The 19,766-nt window shown below is 66.5% G+C and carries 17 protein-coding genes; 9 read left to right on the top strand and 8 right to left on the bottom strand.

Annotated features, from left to right (window positions below):
• Positions 1-304: 304 nt before the first annotated feature.
• Positions 305-1,264, top strand: coding sequence for a diacylglycerol/lipid kinase family protein (locus Q5530_RS16815; RefSeq protein ID WP_415363263.1), 960 nt, complete (start codon positions 305-307; stop codon positions 1,262-1,264).
• A 398-nt stretch (positions 1,265-1,662) separates the two neighbouring features.
• Positions 1,663-2,076 (top strand): helix-turn-helix domain-containing protein, encoded by a 414-nt coding sequence (locus tag Q5530_RS16810; RefSeq protein ID WP_415363261.1) that lies wholly within the window; start codon positions 1,663-1,665, stop codon positions 2,074-2,076.
• Positions 2,077-2,159: 83 nt separating this feature from the next.
• On the opposite strand, the gene Q5530_RS16805 is transcribed toward Q5530_RS16810, so the two are convergent.
• Positions 2,160-3,062 carry a hypothetical protein gene (locus tag Q5530_RS16805; RefSeq protein ID WP_415363259.1) on the bottom strand — a complete coding sequence of 301 codons (903 nt, stop codon included), beginning with the start codon at positions 3,060-3,062 and terminating at the stop codon, positions 2,160-2,162.
• Between the two features lie 815 nt (positions 3,063-3,877).
• Here Q5530_RS16805 and Q5530_RS16800 point away from each other — a divergent pair.
• Positions 3,878-4,189, top strand: a complete 312-nt coding sequence (locus Q5530_RS16800) for a hypothetical protein (RefSeq protein WP_415363258.1) — start codon at positions 3,878-3,880, stop codon at positions 4,187-4,189.
• Between the two features lie 9 nt (positions 4,190-4,198).
• On the opposite strand, the gene Q5530_RS16795 is transcribed toward Q5530_RS16800, so the two are convergent.
• Positions 4,199-5,227, bottom strand: coding sequence for an IS3 family transposase (locus tag Q5530_RS16795; protein ID WP_415363256.1), 1,029 nt, complete (start codon positions 5,225-5,227; stop codon positions 4,199-4,201).
• 38 nt (positions 5,228-5,265) lie between these two features.
• Complete coding sequence (locus Q5530_RS16790; protein WP_415363255.1) at positions 5,266-5,484, bottom strand: hypothetical protein; 219 nt, start codon at positions 5,482-5,484, stop codon at positions 5,266-5,268.
• Positions 5,485-5,517: 33 nt separating this feature from the next.
• Between Q5530_RS16790 and Q5530_RS16785 the strand changes: the two genes are divergently transcribed.
• On the top strand, positions 5,518-7,425 hold the full coding sequence (locus Q5530_RS16785; protein WP_415363254.1) for a S9 family peptidase: 1,908 nt from the start codon (positions 5,518-5,520) through the stop codon (positions 7,423-7,425).
• 1,228 nt (positions 7,426-8,653) lie between these two features.
• Positions 8,654-9,943, top strand: coding sequence for a tyrosine-type recombinase/integrase (locus tag Q5530_RS16780; protein ID WP_415363252.1), 1,290 nt, complete (start codon positions 8,654-8,656; stop codon positions 9,941-9,943).
• 217 nt (positions 9,944-10,160) lie between these two features.
• Here the strand turns inward: Q5530_RS16780 and Q5530_RS16775 are convergent, their stop codons facing one another.
• Positions 10,161-11,603 (bottom strand): DnaB-like helicase C-terminal domain-containing protein, encoded by a 1,443-nt coding sequence (locus Q5530_RS16775; RefSeq protein WP_415363250.1) that lies wholly within the window; start codon positions 11,601-11,603, stop codon positions 10,161-10,163.
• Between the two features lie 460 nt (positions 11,604-12,063).
• On the opposite strand from Q5530_RS16775, the gene Q5530_RS16770 reads away from it, so the two are divergent.
• Positions 12,064-14,457: an ATP-dependent nuclease gene (locus tag Q5530_RS16770; RefSeq protein WP_415363248.1), complete on the top strand. Its 2,394-nt coding sequence runs from the start codon at positions 12,064-12,066 to the stop codon at positions 14,455-14,457.
• On the opposite strand, the gene Q5530_RS16765 is transcribed toward Q5530_RS16770, so the two are convergent.
• On the bottom strand, positions 14,426-14,629 hold the full coding sequence (locus Q5530_RS16765; RefSeq protein WP_415363246.1) for a hypothetical protein: 204 nt from the start codon (positions 14,627-14,629) through the stop codon (positions 14,426-14,428). The genes Q5530_RS16770 and Q5530_RS16765 overlap by 32 nt on opposite strands.
• On the opposite strand from Q5530_RS16765, the gene Q5530_RS16760 reads away from it, so the two are divergent.
• Genes Q5530_RS16760 through Q5530_RS16750 form a run of 3 tightly spaced genes read left to right on the top strand, consistent with a single transcriptional unit; the run spans position 14,622 to position 16,949 of the window.
• The gene (locus Q5530_RS16760) at positions 14,622-15,575 is read left to right on the top strand and encodes a DUF4238 domain-containing protein (RefSeq protein ID WP_415363245.1); all 954 of its coding nucleotides are present in this window, start codon (positions 14,622-14,624) and stop codon (positions 15,573-15,575) included. The two genes, Q5530_RS16765 and Q5530_RS16760, sit on opposite strands and share 8 nt — an antisense overlap.
• Positions 15,576-15,578: 3 nt before the next feature.
• Complete coding sequence (locus Q5530_RS16755; RefSeq protein WP_415363244.1) at positions 15,579-16,541, top strand: hypothetical protein; 963 nt, start codon at positions 15,579-15,581, stop codon at positions 16,539-16,541.
• Positions 16,542-16,565: 24 nt separating this feature from the next.
• Positions 16,566-16,949 carry a hypothetical protein gene (locus Q5530_RS16750; protein WP_415363242.1) on the top strand — a complete coding sequence of 128 codons (384 nt, stop codon included), beginning with the start codon at positions 16,566-16,568 and terminating at the stop codon, positions 16,947-16,949.
• A 16-nt stretch (positions 16,950-16,965) separates the two neighbouring features.
• Here the strand turns inward: Q5530_RS16750 and Q5530_RS16745 are convergent, their stop codons facing one another.
• From Q5530_RS16745 to Q5530_RS16735, 3 genes are all read right to left on the bottom strand, one after another.
• Complete coding sequence (locus Q5530_RS16745) at positions 16,966-17,253, bottom strand: hypothetical protein (protein ID WP_415363240.1); 288 nt, start codon at positions 17,251-17,253, stop codon at positions 16,966-16,968.
• Between the two features lie 166 nt (positions 17,254-17,419).
• Positions 17,420-18,418, bottom strand: coding sequence for a ComEC/Rec2 family competence protein (locus tag Q5530_RS16740; protein WP_415363239.1), 999 nt, complete (start codon positions 18,416-18,418; stop codon positions 17,420-17,422).
• A 67-nt stretch (positions 18,419-18,485) separates the two neighbouring features.
• The gene (locus Q5530_RS16735) at positions 18,486-19,760 is read right to left on the bottom strand and encodes a hypothetical protein (RefSeq protein ID WP_415363237.1); all 1,275 of its coding nucleotides are present in this window, start codon (positions 19,758-19,760) and stop codon (positions 18,486-18,488) included.
• Positions 19,761-19,766: the final 6 nt, after the last annotated feature.

Below are 19,766 nucleotides of genomic sequence, written 5' to 3'. Positions count from 1 at the left end.
CGCGAGCGGACGTGGATACACCGGTACACGGGCGATCATCACCCGGACGAACCAACGAGAGGGCGTGTCCGACCTTGTGCCTGCCGATCCCATCCACGCAGGTAGACGGCGCACGAAGCCCATGTACTCGAAGCGCTCACGGGCACGGCTGCCTGTGCCGCTCGAAAAGTCGTCGTCGTGGGCAGAGCGAGGCGCAGGAGCCGGTCGGCCACCCCTGGGACACCTGCCGCACCCGCGCCGGCGACACGGGTGCGACTGTGGATCGGCCCGGCCGGGTCCGCAGCGCTTTGCGTGTCGCGTCCACGTGTACGTTCGCCTGGCGAAGGGCATCCGGTCCGGTGTCGACTTCGTGAAGGTGGTTCGGGTGGATCCGTGGCGTGACGGGTTTCGTGTGGCGGTGGTTGTTCATCCGGGCACTGTGGTGGATCACTCCGGGTTGCGGGACCTGGTGTCCCGTACCGCCCGGGACCGCGGCTGGTGCGAGCCGCAGTGGTTCGAGACCACCCGTGACGATGCCGGGACGGGGGTGACGGCACTCGCCCTGCGCGACCACCCGCGGCTGGTCCTGGCGTGCGGTGGGGACGGCACGGTGAACGCGGTGGCCGCCGGCTTGGCGCACACCGGGGTGGCGATGGGCATCGTGCCGATCGGCACGGGCAACCTCGTGGCCCGGAACCTGGGGGTCGGCAGTGGGGCGGAGGGTGCCGTCACGTCGGCGTTCGACGGGGTGGACCGCCGCATCGACATCGGACTGCTGGACGAACGCCCTTTCGTCGGCATGGGCGGGATCGGTCTGGACGCGGAGATGGTCCGCGACACCTCACCCAGGATGAAGCGCCTCCTGGGATGGCCCGCATACGTACCGGCCGTCCTCAAGGGTCTGAGATCGGGCGCCAGTCGGGTGACCGTCCGGTTGGACGACGGCCCCTGGCTGACCCGCCGCGTCCTGGGCGCGGTCGTCGGCAACATAGGCGCCTTGCAGGGCGGGGTCTCCCTCTTGCCTGAGGCGGACCCCGCCGACGGGCTCCTCGACCTGGCGTTGCTGCGTGACGTGCGCACCAGGGGCTGGCTTGTCACAGCGGGACGCCTGATCGGCTCCCGCCGGGTGGACGGGCCGGCGGTGGAGCGGTTCCGGTTCCGACGCCTGGAGTTGCGCAGCAGCCGCACCAAGCCGTTCGAGGTCGACGGAGAAGTCTGCGGCACGACCAGGTCGCTGAAGGTCGAGGTGGACCCCGGAGCGCTCATCGTCAAGGTGCCGGCATGAACCCGACGACCCCGTTCCGGTCGAAAGCCGGCGTCGGTCGTCGGCTGTGATCAGCGTCCCGGGCGACCGCGGGAGTGCCGGTGCGGTTGCTGCGCGAGCGCGACGGCCCGCGCGTGGTGAGCATGCCGGAGCCGAGGGTGCTGCAGTCCCGGCGTGGACTGGCAGATCACCAGCGACGGCCAACGAGAGACCCGCCACGGTTGTCCGATCACGCGAGGGCACGCCGATCCCGCCGAGGGCTGCGCCGCGGCACCGACGACCTGTTCGACGCCACCCGAGCCGAGCCGAGCGGCGCGCGTGCGCGGGCACGCACTGGGCGACCACGCTCGAGCTTGTGCCGCTCGAAAGTCGTCGTAGCCGGTAGAGCGAGGGTGCCACCGTCTTGAGGGCATGGCTGGGTGATCGCGTCCCTGCTGTACGGGGTGCCCCGGACGTTGCTGTCAGTTCCGTCGGTGTTGTCGCGCAGCGAGGCGGCGAAGGACGCCGAACTGCTGGTGCTGCGGCAAGGGAACGCGGTCCTGCGCCGGCAACTGACGGGTCCGGTCCGCTACGAGTCCGCAAATCGGTTCTGGCCCGCAGCCCTGTCCGGCTTTGTGGATCGTCGCCGTTGGCGGGAGGTCTTCCCGGTCACGCCGGGCACCCTGCTCGCCTGGCACCGCAGATTCGTGGCCCGCAAGTGGGACCGCTCCGCGCGTCGACGGACCGGACGCCCACCGGCACGAGCGGCAGTCAAGTCGCTCGTGCTGCGGCTGGCCGGGGAGAACAGGCGATGGGGTCATCGGCGAGTACAGACATGCCGCTTGAGTCGCTGATCCGGCTGTGCAGATTTCCTGACAGCGTTCGGGTTCAGCACCCTTTGCGATGCGCGCTCACTCTGCAGGCATGGCGGTTCATGTCAGCACGGGAATTGCGACATCTCCTCGGGTATCCACCGCTCCATCTCCGGGTATTCGATGCAGAACTGTCGCGCAGCGGTGACCGCGGTGGTGCGGAACGGCTTGCCTCCGTCATCGACGACCAACTCGCCACTGCGGTCACCGGACGTCCACTTGAGCCTCAACTGCCACTCGACGTACTCATCCGGGGAGGCCACCGTGATGATGAACTGCTCCGGATCGGTCCTGTGGACTTGGTAGGGGAACCCTGGGTTTTTCACCGTCTCACCGCCGCGGCTCCCGTCCTGCGGCACGGCGGACGGCACGGGCGAGCCGAGGTCGAGTTCGAAGGAACGAGGCGTCACATCACTGCCGCAGTGTCCTGGTAGCAGCACACCTCGAACTGCGGCTTCCCGCTTGAGGACCTCGGGACGCATGTCCTGCAACACCACCGAGTCGCCCGTGAGCCCTTGCAGCGTGATCGTCACCCGGCCTCCCGTGCCCAAGACGGAACCCTCCGGTTGCTGCTGCCGGCCGTACGGGATGGGTTCATCGCCGTGGTCGGGCAGCACCCACCCCGACTTGCAGTCGGGCTTGAGCCCCACCACGGCCTTGGCCGCCAGCGGCACATCAGGAGGCGCCGGTTTCTCCTCGCTGCCACCGGGACCGATCCATGCGATCAAGGCAACGGTCAGCGCGAGTACAGCGACTGCGGCCAGAGTGACAGGTAGCAGTCGCCGGTCCCCGTGCAGGTGTACCTGGTCCACCGTGCCGGCCTGCACGACACCGTGGGCGCGTCCGCTCATCACATTGCCGGTGATGGGCGCGTCCTGAGCGTCGGCAGGTCCCGGCTGGGACGACTTTTCCACGTCCGTACAGTCGGCAGCTCCGTCGCGGGTGTTGCCCAGATCGGGGATGATCACCCCATTGGGCTAATCAGGGTGTACGAAATCGAGGATTCGTCGGGCCGCCTTGAGATCGTCCCTGTGACCGGTCGATCCAGCTCGCCTGCCGCGCACCCGGGGTGTCCGAGTCCGGCTTCTACGACTGGCGCGGTCGCGCGCCCTCGCCGCGGGCGATCCGCCGAGCCTGGCTCGTCGACCTGATCCGCGAGATCCACGTCGAGTCGTTCCAGGTCTGTCGAGTCGTTCCAGGTCTACGGCTCCCCGCGGATGCGCGCCGAGCCCACCCTCGGCCACGGGATCACCGTCGGGCACAACACCATCGCGCTTCTCATGCGCCGCAACGCCGATCAAGGGCCTACCCAACCGACGCAGACCACGACCAGAGCACGACACGGCCACCGCGGCGGACCCGGCCGACCGCGACTTCGCCCGCGCCGCACCGAACCAACTGTGGGTCACCGACATCACCGCTCCCCCGCGAAGGAAAGGTGTACTGCGCGGTCGTGCTCGACGTCCATTCCCGACGTTCCACAACCGCCGCCGACGCCACACCGCACCCGGGATGCCCACACCGATCGAGTACGAACTCCGACACGCCAGGAACGCTCCAGCAGCCTGAACTCCAGCAACCCGGCTCCACCGAACAGGGTGAGGATGAAGCGGGTCCGAGGCGTTGGGCGTGTCCGTCCTCTCCTCGTCATGTTCGCAAGTCCGCGGAGGAGATCTCCACTCGTGGAAACCGGTCTGGCCGCGCGGCAGCAGAGGACGGGCTCAGGAGGGTCCGAGTGCGGCGTCGGCGCCCCGCACGCGGGACCGCAGCCACTGGTGGGCGGGTGAACGACCGGTGCGGGGTGGCAGTACATCCCCATGGTCAGTTCAGGCAGGGTTGTCGCCATCTCGACCTCCCGCAGGCCGAGAGCCTCGCGCTTCAGTTCGAACAACCGGCGCTGGGCCGTTGTGACGAGATGTCGCGCACGAGCAGGGGGGTCGTCGAAGACCCGGCGCAGTTCGGCGAGCGCGGCGCTCATCGCGGGCTGGGTGACGAAGATCCGTTCGACGGCTTTCGTGACGTTCCGTTCGATCAGCAAGGCGTTCAGCGGGATGAAGAGGTTGAGGTCGATCGGGTCTGCTGCACGAGTAGGTGACAGTTGTGGTCACGCAGTCTGACTGGCTGACGTGGTCATGATTGCTTCGTATTCGATGGGGGTCAACCGGCCGAGGCCGGTTTGGCGTCTGCGGCGGTGGTAGGTGCGTTCGATCCAGGTCGCGATCGCGGTCCGGAGTTCGCCTCGGGTGGACCAGGTACGCCGGTCGGGAACGTTGTTCCGCGGCAACGCGAAGAAGCTTTCCGTGGCGGTGTCGTCTCCTGCGGCGCCGATCCGGCCCATCGAGCCGGTCAGGCCGTGGCGAGCGAGCGCACGGACGAATTTCCTTGATCGAGATTGCGATCCGCGGTCGGTGCGCACCACGCGGCCGGCGACGTCACCGCGGCGGGCGACGGCGTTGGTGGGCGCGGCGACGGCGAGGCGGGACTTCATCCGGGAGTCGATGGAGTAGCCCACGATCCGGTTGGAGCGGACGTCCTTGACCGCGCACAGGTACGGTTTCCCTTCCGCGGTGCGGTGCCCGGTGATGCCGGCCGGCCACAGCCGGTTCGGCGCGGTGGCGGTGAAACCGCGCCGGACCAGGTCGTCGTGGACCGGCGGACCGGCCTTCTTCCCGTCGCGGCCGCGTTTCCTGCCGAACGCGCTCCACCAGCCCATCGACGGGCAGATCCGCCACGCGGTCCGATCCGCCATCGACAGGCCGACGTCGCGCGCCTCGTCGGCCGGGAACCGGTATCCGAACTCCGGGTCGTCGCGGTGGGCGTCGAACAACGCGTTCGCCCGATACGCCTGATCGAGTTCCGTCCCGGTGACCGGCCGGGCACGCCACCGGTGGTACGGCCGTCGAGCGATGTCGAGTACCCGGCACGTCACCGAGACGAGGACCCCGTCGGCGGCGAGCCCGCCCACACCCGGTTCGACGCCCTCGTCGGCGTCGGCCTGGCGCAGCCACTTGAACAAGGTCATCGGACGGACCCCGAAGTCCTTGGCGATCCGCTCGACGGTCACGCCGGGCTCACGGTCACGGGCGACCCGCACCACATCGCCGCGGAACCCCCGGGGGCAGGGCTTGGACACAGCGACACCCTCCCAGCCCACCATCACGGCAAGCCAACTCAGGTGTCACCAATCCGTGCAGCAGACCCCTCCACCCCGCGCGGCACCCGACGCGGGTGTGGGTAGCCCAGCAGTTCGCGGGCGGCCTTCTTCAGCGGAATGATCTTGTATTCGCCGGTGCTTATCTGCACCTCGACTGGCCGGGCGCGTTGGGGTGGTGCACCGTTGGTGCAACTGCACGCTTCGGCCGAGTGTGCCGAGCGCAGTGACTCGTCCACGTGGTGCGCTGTTGACGTTGGCACACTGATCACATGACAGGTTTGACCGCTGAACTCGTAGTCGAGGGTCTCGTCCCGCAAACACCGGCTCTCGCTCCGGACGGGCACCTGCTCTGCTACGTTCTCGCCCCCATCAGCCGAATCGGTGACCACCTCGACACCGCGCTCTGGCTGGTCGACCTCAACGGCGACGGTGTGTGGAGTCGGGTGACCGCCGACGCCGCCACGGAGTCCCGGCCCCGCTGGTCCGCGGACTCGGGCACGTTGTACTTCCTGTCCGACCGCGCCGAGCGTGGCACTCCGCAGCTGCACCGGCTCAGCCCCGCCGACGACGTGGTGATCGCGGTGACCAGCTGGCGCGCCGGCATCACCGACCACCTGCCGCTCGCCGATCCCCACCTGATCGCTCTGCTCGCCGAGGACGAGCCCACCGAGCAGGACGTGCGCCGCGCCCAGGACCGTGACGACGCCATTGTCGTCGGCGAACGCGAACCCCGTGCCCGGCTGCGCCTGCTTGACCTGCGCACCGGCCACGTCACCACCCCGGATGTGTTCGGCGACCGGCACGTCGTGGAACTGCGGCAACGACCCGACGGTGGCCCGCTCGCCGTGCTCACCCAGGCCGGCGCCGACAAGGACTACGGCCCCCGCACCGGCCAGCTGCACCTGTTCGACACCACCACAGGGACCGCGGAAGACCTCGGACCGGTCGAGGTCGACGCACGATCCCTGGCTTGGTGGCCGGCTGAAGACGGTTGGCACCTCGGTTACATCGCCCTCACCCCACCGGTCCTCCACGCCGGCACCGCCGTGTTTGACCTGGCTATGAGCAGCCACGTCCGACGCAACCGCACCGCCGACCTGCCGATGTGCCCCCTCGAACTGTGCCAGACCGCCGCCGCCCCCTTGGTGGTCTTCGCCAACGGCCTGAACACGACCCTGGCCCGGCTCGCCCCCAACGGTCCCGCACCGCTGTCGCAGCACCCCGGCCACCTCGACGCCCTCACCACCACCCCAGCAGGCACGACGATCGCGGCACTGACCGGCACCCGTTACCAACCCACGAACGTTCATGTTGGGCGACCGACCGGGCCGCTGCGGAAGGTCACGGACACCCGCCCCGAACTGGACGGCATCACCTTCGGCACCCAGCGACCGCTGGCCTATCGAGCCGCCGACGGCCTCGAGCTGGACGGTCTCCTCGTGTTGCCCGTCGGGAAATCCGCTTCGGACGGCCCGTTCCCGCTCATCACGATCGTGCACGGTGGCCCCGACGACCGGTACGCCGATCGCCTCCAGTTGTTCTCGTTCCACAGTGCACAGCCACAATGGCTGGCCACCGCCGGATACGCGATGTTCCTGCCCAACCCGCGCGGCGGCCAGGGCCACGGCCACGAGTTCGCGGCCAGCGTCGCGGGCAGGGTCGGCCGGGAGGAGTGGTCCGACATCCTGACCGGCATCGACCTGCTCATCGCCGAGGGCATCGCCGACCCCGACCGACTGGGCATCGCCGGCGGCAGCCACGGCGGCTTCATGGCCGCCTGGGCGATCGGGCAGACAAACCGGTTTCGCGCCGCGCTGGTCAACGCGGGTATCACCGACTGGGGGATGCAAGCCGCGACCGGAGAGCTCGGCCAACTCGACGGCGCGCTCAGCGGCAGCATCGGGTGGGAGGGGATCGGCCCACACCCGCACGACGCGGTCAGCCCGATCTCCTTTGCCAGCCGCGTCCGCACCCCGGTGCTCATCCTGCACGGCGCCGAGGACACCAACGTCCCCCTCGGCCAAGCCGTGTACTTCCACCGGGCCCTGCGCCATTTCGGCGCCGAGCACGAGTTCGTCATCTACCCCAGGGAGGGCCACTCGATCCGGGAACGCAACCACCAACTCGACGTCCTGCGTCGCACCCGGGCCTGGTTCGACCGCTGGCTCCAGCCCTGACCGAGGAAACCTGGTCCTGGCATCGTTGTTCCCACACTGACGACTGCAAGAAGCAAAGGCGATCTCGGCCAGACCGGCAGCGAATTACGACCTTCACTGGCCCCGGTGGGCCAGCGCTGCACTGGCCTACTCGGCATCGTGTGGATGCAGGGCCTGTTGCGATCCTCGCTGGCCCTGGAGGGCCAGCGCTGCACTGCAGGACCAGCTTAGACGCCTGTTCAGGCAGAACATCAGACAGAGGGATTCCCAATCTCCGGGATGACACGCCGCCCGCCGGTTGGAACCTCCCGGCGTGTCACAACACGCTCCAGGTTCCGAACCTCGCAGCATCCTCCCCACCAAGAGCGCCGTCCACATCCATATGACTTTGCGTTGTGCACACCCTACGACACCGCGAATATCCACGATGCGATAAGTTTTTATCGACACTGAAGCTACAGAGGTTCATAACTCTTTGGTTTCGATCACGTGCGAACCGCAACCAGCCGAAGCCAAGCGGTGCCACGCACCAACTCTCGGTCCTTCCCCACGGGCGAACATGCGACTGCGGATGCCACGGGCGACATACGGTGCGCTCGTTCACCCCAACGGGTGGAACGGACGACGGATCCGATGATCGACTGTCCCCCAAAGGGCCCGAAAACGGAGTTCAGGAGTGTCCTCGACATCCCCGTCGACGGACATACCCCGGTCACCGCGGAGGTCTTTCATGAACCGGCTCGATCAACCCTCCTCCCAGCCGATGACATCGGCCACGCCGAAGGCCGCCCACTCCCCCACCACCGACGGCGATACCGCCACCGACCCCGCCGGGACGCGCGACACACCGTCCCCATCGACACAGGCCGGTCCCCACCCCGACCTCAACCCCCGATGCGGCACCAGCGCCGTCGGTGAACGGCACCGAGGACGCGGCGTCGGTGTTGCGGCTGTACACCCCGGCGCGGGCGGCAGAGCTGCCGGCGGTGCGGGAGTCCCGGCTTCGCCGCCGGGCCGGCAGACGCCAGGTGCCGTGCACATTCCCGGGCAAGCACCTGCGGTTCTCCGCAACCGACCTGTGCGCCATCGCCGCCCAGGACACCCGTGGCGTTCGTCCGCCACACCACCGCACAACCCGGTAAACGGCCCCGCCCCGCGACCATCTCGCCCGAAAGAGCCAAGAAATCCGGTGGTCAACCGGGACTCATCTCGGCCCTGGTGACCACATACGGCTTGACAACCGTCCTGTATGGAGCGTCCATATCCGCTGCCCGACCACGGGCGCACCACCAACTCAACCGACAAGGGAGTCCGACATGGCATGGGTGGAGAAACACGGCCCCGCCTGGCGCGTCCGCTACCGCACACCCGACGGGGCACTCGCCTCCGAAACCGGCTTCACCCACCACACCACCGCCAAGGACCGCGCCCGCGACATCGAATCCGACCTGCGACGAGGCACCTTCGTCGACCCCACCCTCGGCGACCTCCCCCTACGGGATGGGTCCCGACCTGGCGCGAAGCCCACGACGTCAGCCCCACCACCCAGGCCAAATACGACTCCCACCTGCGCAACCACATCCTCCCCAAGTTCGGCGACACACCACTCAAAGAGATCAGCCGCATGACCGTCAAAGGCTGGATCAAAACCCTGCGACGCCCACTGGCCGAACGCACCGTGGTCGACGTGGTGACGCTGTTGTCGATGCTGCTCGGCGACGCGGTCGACGAAGGACTGATCGGAGCCAACCCCTGCCGACGACTCCGGGTCGACACCGGCGACCACGAGGAACGACCTCACGCATCGCCGTGGCAGGTGCACACCCTGTCGCAGCGGTGCCACCCCGCCACGGCCACCCTGGTCGTCACAGCCGCCTACACGGGCCTGCGCTGGGGCGAACTGGCCGGACTGCGCTGGCCCCGCGTCGACCTCACCCGCGGCACCATCACCGTCGACCCGAAGGACGGCGCACTGCACGAAATCGGTGGACGACTGGAACTCGGACCACCCAAGACCAAGGCCGGCGCCCGCACCGTCCACCTACCGCCATTCCTCGTCGAACTGCTCACAGCCCACCGCACCGAGCAGACCGACCAACCCCACGAACACGTCTTCACCGGAAGCGACAACGGGCTGCTGCGCCGCACCAACTTCCGACGCCGCACCTGGCTACCTGTCATCGGCGGCGACACCCGACACGGCTGGGCACCCGTCCTACCCGGCCTGCACTTCCATGACCTACGCCACACCCACAAAACCTGGCTCATCGAAGACGGCATCCCGGAGGTGCTCCAGCACAAACGACTCGGTCACCGCATGCCGGGCATCCGGGGCACCTACTCCCACGTGACACAGATCATGATCGACGCCATGCTCGACGGGCTGCAGCGGCGATGGGAGCGATCGGCGGTGACCTCTACCCCGAACGGAGGGGTGACCACATACGGTGCAGTTGATCACACCAAGATCATCTGCTCCCAATTTGCTCCCACAACAGCCAAAAAGCCGATCGGTGAAGATCACCGACCGGCTGTCTGACCTGCATATATAACTGGTGAACGATACTGGGATTGAACCAGTGACCCCTACCGTGTCAACGTAGATCAACAACTATCCTGACCTGCGGAAACAGGACTCTTGCATATGCCGTGGGCGCGGTTGGATGCACTTGGGAGCCGTTGAACGCAGTTGAATGCGTCCGGTGGCTCCCAAACTGCTCCCACAGCGGTGCTCCCACAGGGTACTGGAGAGCCACCTACCCCATGGCCAGGTCAGCGAAGCGGCCGTAGTGCAGTTGGTGCGCGATTGTCACCGTCGCGGTAGGACCGTTGCGGTGTTTGGCGATGATCAGGTCGGCTTCTCCCGCACGAGGGTTGTCGCGCTCGTAGAGATCCGGTCGGTGGAGCAGGAGGATGAGATCGGCGACCTGGGTGATGGCGTCGGTCTCGCGGAGGTCGCTCAGTTGGGGACGCTGGTCGAAGCGTATGTCGACGGTACGGCCCAGCTCTGCGGTCATCACGATTGGGATGTCGAGTTCCAGCGCCAGGGTCTTGAGGCGTCGCACGGCGAGTGATACCTCGCGTTCGCGGTTGGCGCCGGGTTCGGTTCGGACGCGCACCATGTTGAGCGGGTCAATGGCGACCAGGTGCAGCGGCTCCTGTTCGGCGAGATCGGTGATCTCGTCGCACAGGGCGTCCAGGTCCGCGGACGGGGTGGTGTTGAGCAGCAAGGGCGCTTCGTGGGTATCGGTCATGCGGCGCGCGAGCCTGACCCACTCCTGATCGGACATCCGGCCACCGCGCATGTCGGCGACCCGGATCCCGGCCTCGGCGCAGAGGATGCGCTGGGCGACATCAGTTCCGGTCTGGTCGAGGCAGAAGATCGCCGATCGCATCGAGTGTTTGATCGCGGCGTTCCGGACGAAGTCCAGCATCAGTGTGCTGCGGCCGACCGCGGGCCTGCTCCCGATGACCACCAGCGAGCCGGGCGCCAGGCCGTTGGTCAGTTCATCGAGGTTTGCAAAGCCGGTGGGCACGCCGGGCACTTGGCCACCCCGCCGTGCCATGGCGTCGACGTGGTCCATGACGGGCTGCAGCCAGTCTTCCCAGGCGAGGGTGGGATTGACCGTCACCTTGTGTCGTTGCGACTGTCGTCGCGTTCGACGTGCGGACAGGATCAAGCGGGTTTCCTCCGACACGCCCGTTGTGCCCGGCCGGTCTCGAAATGCCTCGATTCCGGCCAGGAGATGCTCGACGACCTGCGTATCATCACCGGGGACTCGGGAGTCGAAGGACACCGCAGCCTCGTGGTTGGCGCTCAGGCCACCCTTGGTGAGGTTGGCCGACCCCACCCATGCTTCGGCGTGCCCGTCCGGAAAGCGCAGGTAGTAGGTCTTGGCGTTCTGGAACTCGTCCGGGTCGACGACGACGCGCAGGGCTGCGCGATCACCGTACGGTTCCAGCATTGCGCCCAGGCGGACCAGGGCATCCGGATCGGCTTGATCGGCCGCTCCGCCGGCCACGATGAGCAATCGTCCACCCCTGTGCAGGAGGCTTGCGAAGTACGCTTCCAGGTTCCGGACGGCGGCGAGGGTCAGGAACCCTGTCCGCATGGCCACCGCCTCGGCCTCGGCTAGGCGCTCGTGCAGCCAGTCCTCCAAGGACGGGCCCACGCTGATGACGGTGTCGGTGTACCGCACAGATTCCTCACCCCGTGTAAGCGATCATCTGGTTCATCGCTCCTTGCCCTCACCTTGGCACAGATTGATCTCTGAATCGAATAAGCGCCATCTCTACTCTGAGTAGCTCAAGACCGATCTGACCACCCGTTCGAGTGGCAATAGCATTTGACATAATCTTCCTGCCGCCGAGTTCTTCCAGTTCATACGACTGCGGCGTACCTTGCGACGATGACCGACAGTGACGACGACCACCACGAACAGCGCATACCGCTGGTCCCTATGACCATCGCCAGGTGTCGGGTACCGGGAAGCGGTTGAGGAGGAACAAAGCGCCGCGACTCTCGGGGCCGGCTCTGCTTGGTCCAGCACGACAGACCGCTGTCGTGGCTTCTTCCTTGATCACAAGACCACCTCAGGCTACCCAGTCTGTAGGCGAGCAGGTGCGCCCAGGTGGGCGTCGGGTTATACGGGGTCATGCATGTTCATCTCGACCGTCTACGTCCGTTTCTTCCGCTCGTTCAACTTCGACTACCTGCGCAAGGCCCACGAGGACTTCAAGCCGGACCCGTGGGACGTCCTGGAGCCCGATGGCTTGCAGTACCCGTTCGTCCGGGTGCCGCTGGAGCAGGATGTGACCACCGTCGTCGGGGCCAACGAGTCGGGCAAGAGCCAGCTGCTGTCCGCGGTGAAGCACGCCCTCACCGGCCGCGGGATCGAGCGAGGTGACTTCTGCCGGTACTCGCAGTTCTTCGCGGTCGACAAGTCGATGGCCTTCCCCGACTTCGGCTTGGAGTTCAAGCACCTGAGCACCGGTGACCGCGAAGCGCTGGGCAAGGCGTGCAAGCGGAAGTTCGAGGGCGAGTTCGAGTGCTTCACCCTGTTCCGCATCGGCAACGCACCACCGGTCATCTATGTGCGCGACGTCGACGGCTGGGAGAAGCACCAGGTCAAGGACACCAAACACCTTGACGGCATCCTGCCCCGCTGGTTCGAGATCGACGCGAAGGTGGCCCTGCCGGAGAGCGTGCCGATCAGGTACCTGGCCGACGGCGCCAAGTCGTGGCGCACCGCTCCGCGACAAGAGCGGCAGTCGTTCCTCAACATGCTCCTGGACAACGCTCCGCACTGGTTCGCCTCGCCCGAGTCGGTCAACGCCTCGGCCTCCGAGGTGTTCAGGGCGTACACCGCGGCGCAGACGGAGACGACGGAACACGACAAGCAGCTCGCCTTGGCCGACGACCTACTGCTCAAGGTGGCCAAGATCGACCGCACGGCGTTCGAGGAGCTGCTCAAGGCCGTGGACGCCGCGCGGGACGGCTTCGCCAACGGCATCGTCGAGCGGATGAACGGCGCGCTGGCGGCGGCGCTGAATTTCCCGAAGTGGTGGTCGCAGGACCACCAGTTCCAGCTGCGGTTGACCCTGCGCGACCAGGACCTGGTCTTCACCATCCGGGACCGCACCGGCACCGAGTACTCCGCGGACGAGCGCAGCGGGGGGTTGAAGTACTTCCTGAGCTACTTCGTGCAGTACCTCGCCCACGAGCCGCCGACCTCTGGAGCGCCCGAGGTTTTGTTGATGGACGAGCCGGACGCCTACCTGTCCAGCACGGGACAGCAGGACCTGCTGCGCATCTTCGAGGACCTCGCGCACCCGCAGGATCCGGGCCGGGTCCCCTGCCAGGTCGTGTACGTGACGCACTCGCCGTTCCTGATCGACAAGAACCACGGCGAACGCATCCGCGTGCTCGAGAAGGGCGAGGGCGACGAGGGAACCAGGGTGGTGAAGAACGCCGCCCGCAACCACTACGAACCGCTGAGGTCGGCCTTCGGCAGCTTCGTCGCCGAGACGACCTTCATCAGCAACTGCAACCTCATGATCGAGGGCAACTCCGACCAGGTACTGATCGCCGGCATGTCCGCCCGCCTGCGGCACCAGAGGGTCAGTGCGCTGGAGAACCTCGACCTCAACACCCTCACCCTCGTACCCGCCGGCTCGGCTGCGCACATCCCGTACATGGTGTACCTCGCACGAGGCAGAGACGTCGACCGACCGGCCGTCGTGGTCCTGCTCGACAGCGACAAAGCCGGCAACGACGCCTACGCGGCACTCCGCCGCGGCCTGCGGGGCAAACCGGTGATGGACCTGTCCTTCGTCCTGCAGTTGGGCCAACTCCCCGCCGACCAGCTGTCCAACCCACCCTCGCACGGGGTGGAAGCGATCGAAGACCTCGTTCCCCTGGACATCGGTATCGCGGCGGTCCGGCACTACGCGGACCAACTGCTGTCTCCTGACGAGGCGGCCGAACTGCGGACACTCGGTTCCGACGACGTCTCGCGCACCGGCGACACCGGCACTCACGAGGCCCTGGAGAAGGCCGCCGCCGCCAAACTGGAAGGCTTCCACCTCGATAAGGTCGGCTTCGCCCGAAGCGTCCTGGCGGTCGTACGCGACGACGAACACCTCGCCCGCCCGGCCAGGGAGCTGGACTCGAACTTCCGGGCACTCTTCCGCGAACTCGGCCGCCGCCAACGCGAAGCCATGCGCGAGATCGCGCTCGAGAGAACCAGTTCCAAGATCAAAAGGCTCAAGCGGTCCTTCCTGCTCGACCACCCGAAGACCGCAACCCGCGAGGAAGCGGCGATCCTGCTGGAAGAGGTCGAGGCAAGCCTGGACAGCTCGCTCGACTCAGAGGAGCTCCGAGCCGAAATCCGCAAGGTTCGCCGCAGGTTCAACCTGGACGAGGACCCCGTCGAGCCGATCGACGACTTCGCCACCTTCCGCGATGCCCTGGAAGCCCTGGCCTACCACGACGTCAACAGCGCTCAAGAAGCCACCGCGGTCACACCAGCCCGTAGTTCGAAGAGCACGTGATCCGCACCGGTGCTTCACCGACCGACCAGCGCGCAGAACCTGCGGCGATCCGCGAACCGTGGCGCACGCCTTCATCGTGGCGCAGTGGGCACAACCCCATACGTCCATGCCCGGCACGAACCTCGTGCGCTTTCGCGCGTGCCATGACGATCGGGAGCAGGAAGATGAGCACGAACGACCACACCGTGCCACGCATGTACTTGAAGAGGTTCGGACGGCAACATCGCCCACGGAGCAAGAACTGGTTCGTCCGCGCTCGCGAGGTGGATCGACTCGACGATCACTTCGACGCGAACATCAAGAACTTGGCCGCGGTCACCGACTTCTACGTGGGCACGAACGAAGACGGCGTGCCGCACCACAAGGTCGAGCGGCTGCTCGGTGTGATCGAGTCCGGTGCCACACCGGTCTTCGCGTCGGTACTCGACGACCCGGACTACGCGCTACCGGCTCGCTGGCCGCTGCACCCGCTCGAACGCGAGCACCTGGCGTGGTGGATCGCCGCACAGCTGCTGCGGACAGTCAGACAGCGGCAACGCATCGAGCACATCACCGGCAACACCTCCGACCGGGTCAGGGCTCCCGGTGATCTCCGCTCGCAAGCCGGACGCAACGAGCACCTGCGTTTCATGCTCTCGTCGCTGGAGGAGCTCACCTGGATCGTCCTGCAACGCCCATGGGGGCTCGGATTCAGCGACATGTGCCTGGTGACCAGCGATGTACCCGTGGTGATCGTCAACGGGGTAGACGACAACAAACAACTACTCGCTGCCTCCTACTGGGATCTCATCCTGCCACTCGACCCGCACCGCTTCCTCTGGCTACCCGGCCTGAACGACGTCCGGGAGGACCCGCGCAAAGGCACCGACCACCTGATCCACATGGCCGGCGGCATGGGAGCCTTCCTGAGTCAACTGCTCGTCGACGCGGCGCACAGGCACGTCTTCTGCCACCCCGACCACGATCCGGTACCGACCATGCCGCTGAACGGCCCGCGGTTGCCGCAGCCCTGGGAAATCGAACAAGGCTTCTCGGCTCCTTCGTACATCATGGAGTACGCGCCACTCCCCCTTCGCTATCGAATCGAGCGACGTTGGCTCGACCACCCCGAGAGGTGAACCTTGGAAAGAATCGAGGCCATGTTCGATCACGAAGGTCCGCGCGGCGATGCCGCTGTGCTGGTCCCCGTCTATCCCTTCAACCAGCCCGGCCAGGACATCGTCGTGTACGAAGGCCCACTGCTGGAGGTTGGTGACGCCGAGTTCAGCGGCTCCGTTCGAGTCCGGTGCGGCTCGGAACTGGACGTCGTATGGCGCCTGGATGAAATCCCGCCCATGCCCTGGGCTCTGGACAACCTCGACGAGCAGCAACTTCACCTGCAGGTCCACCAACCAACCGGCGTGTACCCGATCAACGGTCTACGGCACACCCTCGACACCGGCCAGCTCAACGCACGGGCCCTCGGCGCCGACGACGCCCGACTGCGTCGCGTCATGGTTCACTGGATGAACTTCCCGGCAATCCACAGCCCAGGCGTCATCAGGCAGGAAGAGAAGAACAACGGCTGGCGACGCTGGACCGGCCGCTGGCACGTCGCCGTGGGCCCGTGGCAACTGACGATGGACCGCCGCCCCGACCACTCGGACGTGTGGGCTGTGCTGCGGGAGGAGAAGAACTTCATCATGACCCACGTCATGACGATCGCACGCGTCGACGAAGCCGACTTCACCCCGGACGACGTCGAGCCACTCCTGCAGGCTCTGCACTTCGGCGCCTCGTTCGGTTTCGGTCGTTGGGTGGCGCCCGCGATCCCGGTCGGTTTCGACTCCCGGGACACCATCGCCTGGCAGCGCTGGACACCGGCCTTCTTCGACCCCGGTCGAAAGGGTGGTTTGGCCTGGCTGTTCCACGCCCACTCACACGACCTGCACGAGCTGCTGTCACACACCTACGCCGCGTTCGCCGATCCGGATCGCGAGCACACCACTCGGTTGCTGCTGTCGATGGCGGTCGAGGCCAACCACACCGGCCGCGTCGAACAACGGATCATGACCGCGTTTTCGGCGATCGAGCTGCTCACTTAGGGCACCCTCGTGCTCGGCGAGGGCATGAGCAAGAAGCAGTACGACGCCCTCCGGGCCGACGGCAGGTTGCGGCAGGCGTTGACGGCCGCCCACGTACCACTGGACGTCGACAGCACCCGTCAGCCGGTTCTCGCACGATTCGCCCAAGCCCAGGCACCGAACGGCGCCGACGGACCCACCGCGGTGAGCAGAGTCCGCAACCGCTTGGTGCACCCAAAGATGCCCAGGGACGAAGTGCACGGCCTCACGGGCCTGCTGACCGACACCTGGCTGCTGACCCGCCACTACCTCAACCTGCTGATCCTCAAGTGGCTGGGCTACAGCGGTTCCTATCAGACTGTGCTGGGCCCAGGTGGGTGGGCAGGTGACACCCACCCTGTTCCGTGGGCGGTCAAAGCCACATCGTGAGGAGACGGTTGCGTAGTCACTTTCTCTGGGTGTCCGCGCCACCCATTGGATTGAGCGTCGCTCTTCCCGCGTAGCAGTCCGGCCGCCCGTGCCGGACGTCGGGGACGTCGTCGACCAGTTGCCAACCGAATCCGCCAACGACAACGATCGGGCGGCATCCACAACGAATACCACCACGTCGCCTGACCTGCACGGATGATATTTTCGGCAGGCACAGCGGCTGCCCGACCTCCTCGACGCCGCCGCCGAACAGCACGACCTGGAGACCGTCATCCGCCCGGTCGTCGACCCGCTGCTCCTCCACAGCCCTCGGCGCCCTCGGGCGGTGTATGGTCCCGGCAGTCGACCGCGCCCCGCTTCGAGAACGCGGCGATCGGGGTCATCCACGCGCATACGCCGAGGACGCCGGCCGATCCCTGTTCCGTGGAGCCCTCTCCCGAATCGCTGCAGGTGGTGCACGCGGCCGTGCGCTACCGCGACGCCCCCGACCGCCGACGGTCCGCCCAAGGCGGATTGGCGATGATCCCGGCGAACGGGTTGGGCTCGACGGCCAACACGACCGTGCCCTCCGTGCTGGCCATGAGCCGGTACTCCTTCCCGTCCGTCTCGAAACGGATATCACCGTTTTTGCCGGTCAGAAAGATCCCTTTCTTGACAATGCGACCGGCGTAGATCGGAGGATTTCCCACCGCGCAGACGATGACGTGCTCCTCCGCATCATCTTTCATATGTCTGGCGAGCATGTCCACGACATCGCAGTGAGGGTGCCCGTAGGTCTTGTGTTTTCCGCTCGCGGAAAACACCCCGATCATCGGCTTGAGGGCGTCGACCCACTCCTCGCTCGTCGATCCGGCGGAGCCGTGGTGCCCGGCCATCAACACCCTGTTCTTGTTCAACTTGTCCAAGCCGGGCTTGCAGGTACGCAGGATCTCTGTCTCGGTGACCGTGTCCGCATCGCCGGGCAGGATCACCTGGCAGTCGCCGTACGTCAGGGCCAACACAATACTGTCGCTGTTGCCGTTCATGCCGCAGGCCGCGCTGAGAACGCTGACCTGCACGGACTCGTCTGTACAGAATCCTATGCTCGGATTGGTCGTCCCTTCGAAGCCCTTGATGTAACAGAATGCCGACCCACACTTTTTCACAGCAGCATTGCCTTTACTCTTGATCCAGTCCCACACCTCTTTGCTGTAATCCCTTCTTTCTCCCACGTAGTGCAGGTAGTCCGGATTCTGCGCCTGTTTGATGCAGGGGATGAATGCGACGTGGTCGGTGTCGCCGTGGCTGAGCACGACGATGTCGATTGACTTGTCGCCGACGACGGTGTTGATGTACTTCTGGGCGTTTTTGTACGGCTTCCCTTCGAGGCTGGTTTTCTGCGATCCGCAATCGGCCAGCATGAACTGCCCGTTCGGAAAAGACACCAGCACGGCGTTGCCCTGGCCCACATTGATGAAGTCGACGGTCAAGCGTCTACGGGCGAGCTTTCCCCCGCTTTTGAGCATGACTTTGTTCGGCGGCATGATGTTCCCTCGCTCACTCGACGATGACGTCGCCCTGGACGGATAGGAACCTGCCGTAGGAGGCGAGTTCGAGGTCCACCGGGTTGACGGTCAGGCGCAGGTCGTCGATGACGACCGACATGGAAGGCAGGTCGCACACCGGGTAGACGATGTCGGCGAGCGCCTTGACGATCGCGGGTTTGAAGACATTGGCGATGGCCGTGGCTACAGGTGAGGTGATCGCGGAGAGGATCCACTCCGCGATGTTGCCGGTCGGGGTGAGGTACAGGGAGAAGTCCCCGCTCACCTGCCGGATCGTCGCGTTGACCCGTGTGCGGTCGATGGCGAGCCGGACCCAGGCCGTGGGCGGCGCGGTGAGGCGGATGTCGTAGTTGACCCCGATCCGGGTACAGCCGATGGTGATCCCGGCGTAGGCGTTGCCCGCCACGTCCGCGGTGATGCCCATGGTCGTCCTGTCAATCCAGCAGGTGGCGTTGCCCAGCCACGCGGAGGCTCCGTAGTCGACGGTGCCGATGCCGACGTCGATGCTGTCACCGGTCCGGAAGACCTTGCTGTTGAGGTAGCCGACCGCGGCCGTGCCCACGGTGCTCAACGCTTCGGGTCCCAGCAGTGCGAAGAAGGCGGTGCCGGGCCACGGGGGCACACCGGGATCGGGTACCGGTTTGCCCGCCAGGTTGGCCGCCAGTGCCAGGTGGGCGTAGTTCAGCACGACGGCGGATGCGGTCAGGTTCACTCCCGCGACGGTCGGGGCGGGCAGTTCGATGCCCTTCAGCAGCGGGGTGGCCAGCTTGATCGCCTCGGGCAGGAACACGTTGTCGAAGAACCACGTGTCGATGTCGTTGCCGGTTTCCGCCTCGGCCTTGACCGGTTGCAGCGTGATGCTCCCGCCGCTGGAGTCGACGTGCACGTACACCGTGATGCGCACGTCGTCGACGACGGGTGTCCCGCCGTCCGAGACCGAGATCGTGACCTTGGGCAGCACCAGTTGGAGCGTGTGGCCACGCAGGGTAACCAGGTATGCCTGGACCAACTGTTCGAGGGTCACCCCCTTCGGGCGGCGCACCTTCGCCAGGTGGGTCCGGATCCTGGCCTCCGCGTCCTCGGGCGGGGTGAGGTCGACGATGGGCGGCCGGGTGACATCCCATCCCACGGTGAACGTGATCCCCTGATAGGGCACCTGGCGGGAGCCCGTGAAGTAGCGGTGCGGGTGGAACCACTTGTGTATTTTCTTCATGATTTCGTTCAGAGTGCGGTTGTCGATGCCGAGCGCGACGTCGAAAGGCGTCATCGGTCT

Source organism: Saccharothrix sp. BKS2 (assembly GCF_047689505.1).
In the GTDB taxonomy this organism is placed as follows: domain Bacteria; phylum Actinomycetota; class Actinomycetes; order Mycobacteriales; family Pseudonocardiaceae; genus Actinosynnema; species Actinosynnema lopnurensis.
The sequence above is the reverse complement of the archived record's forward strand: the minus strand, read 5'-3'. Positions and strand labels throughout refer to the sequence as shown.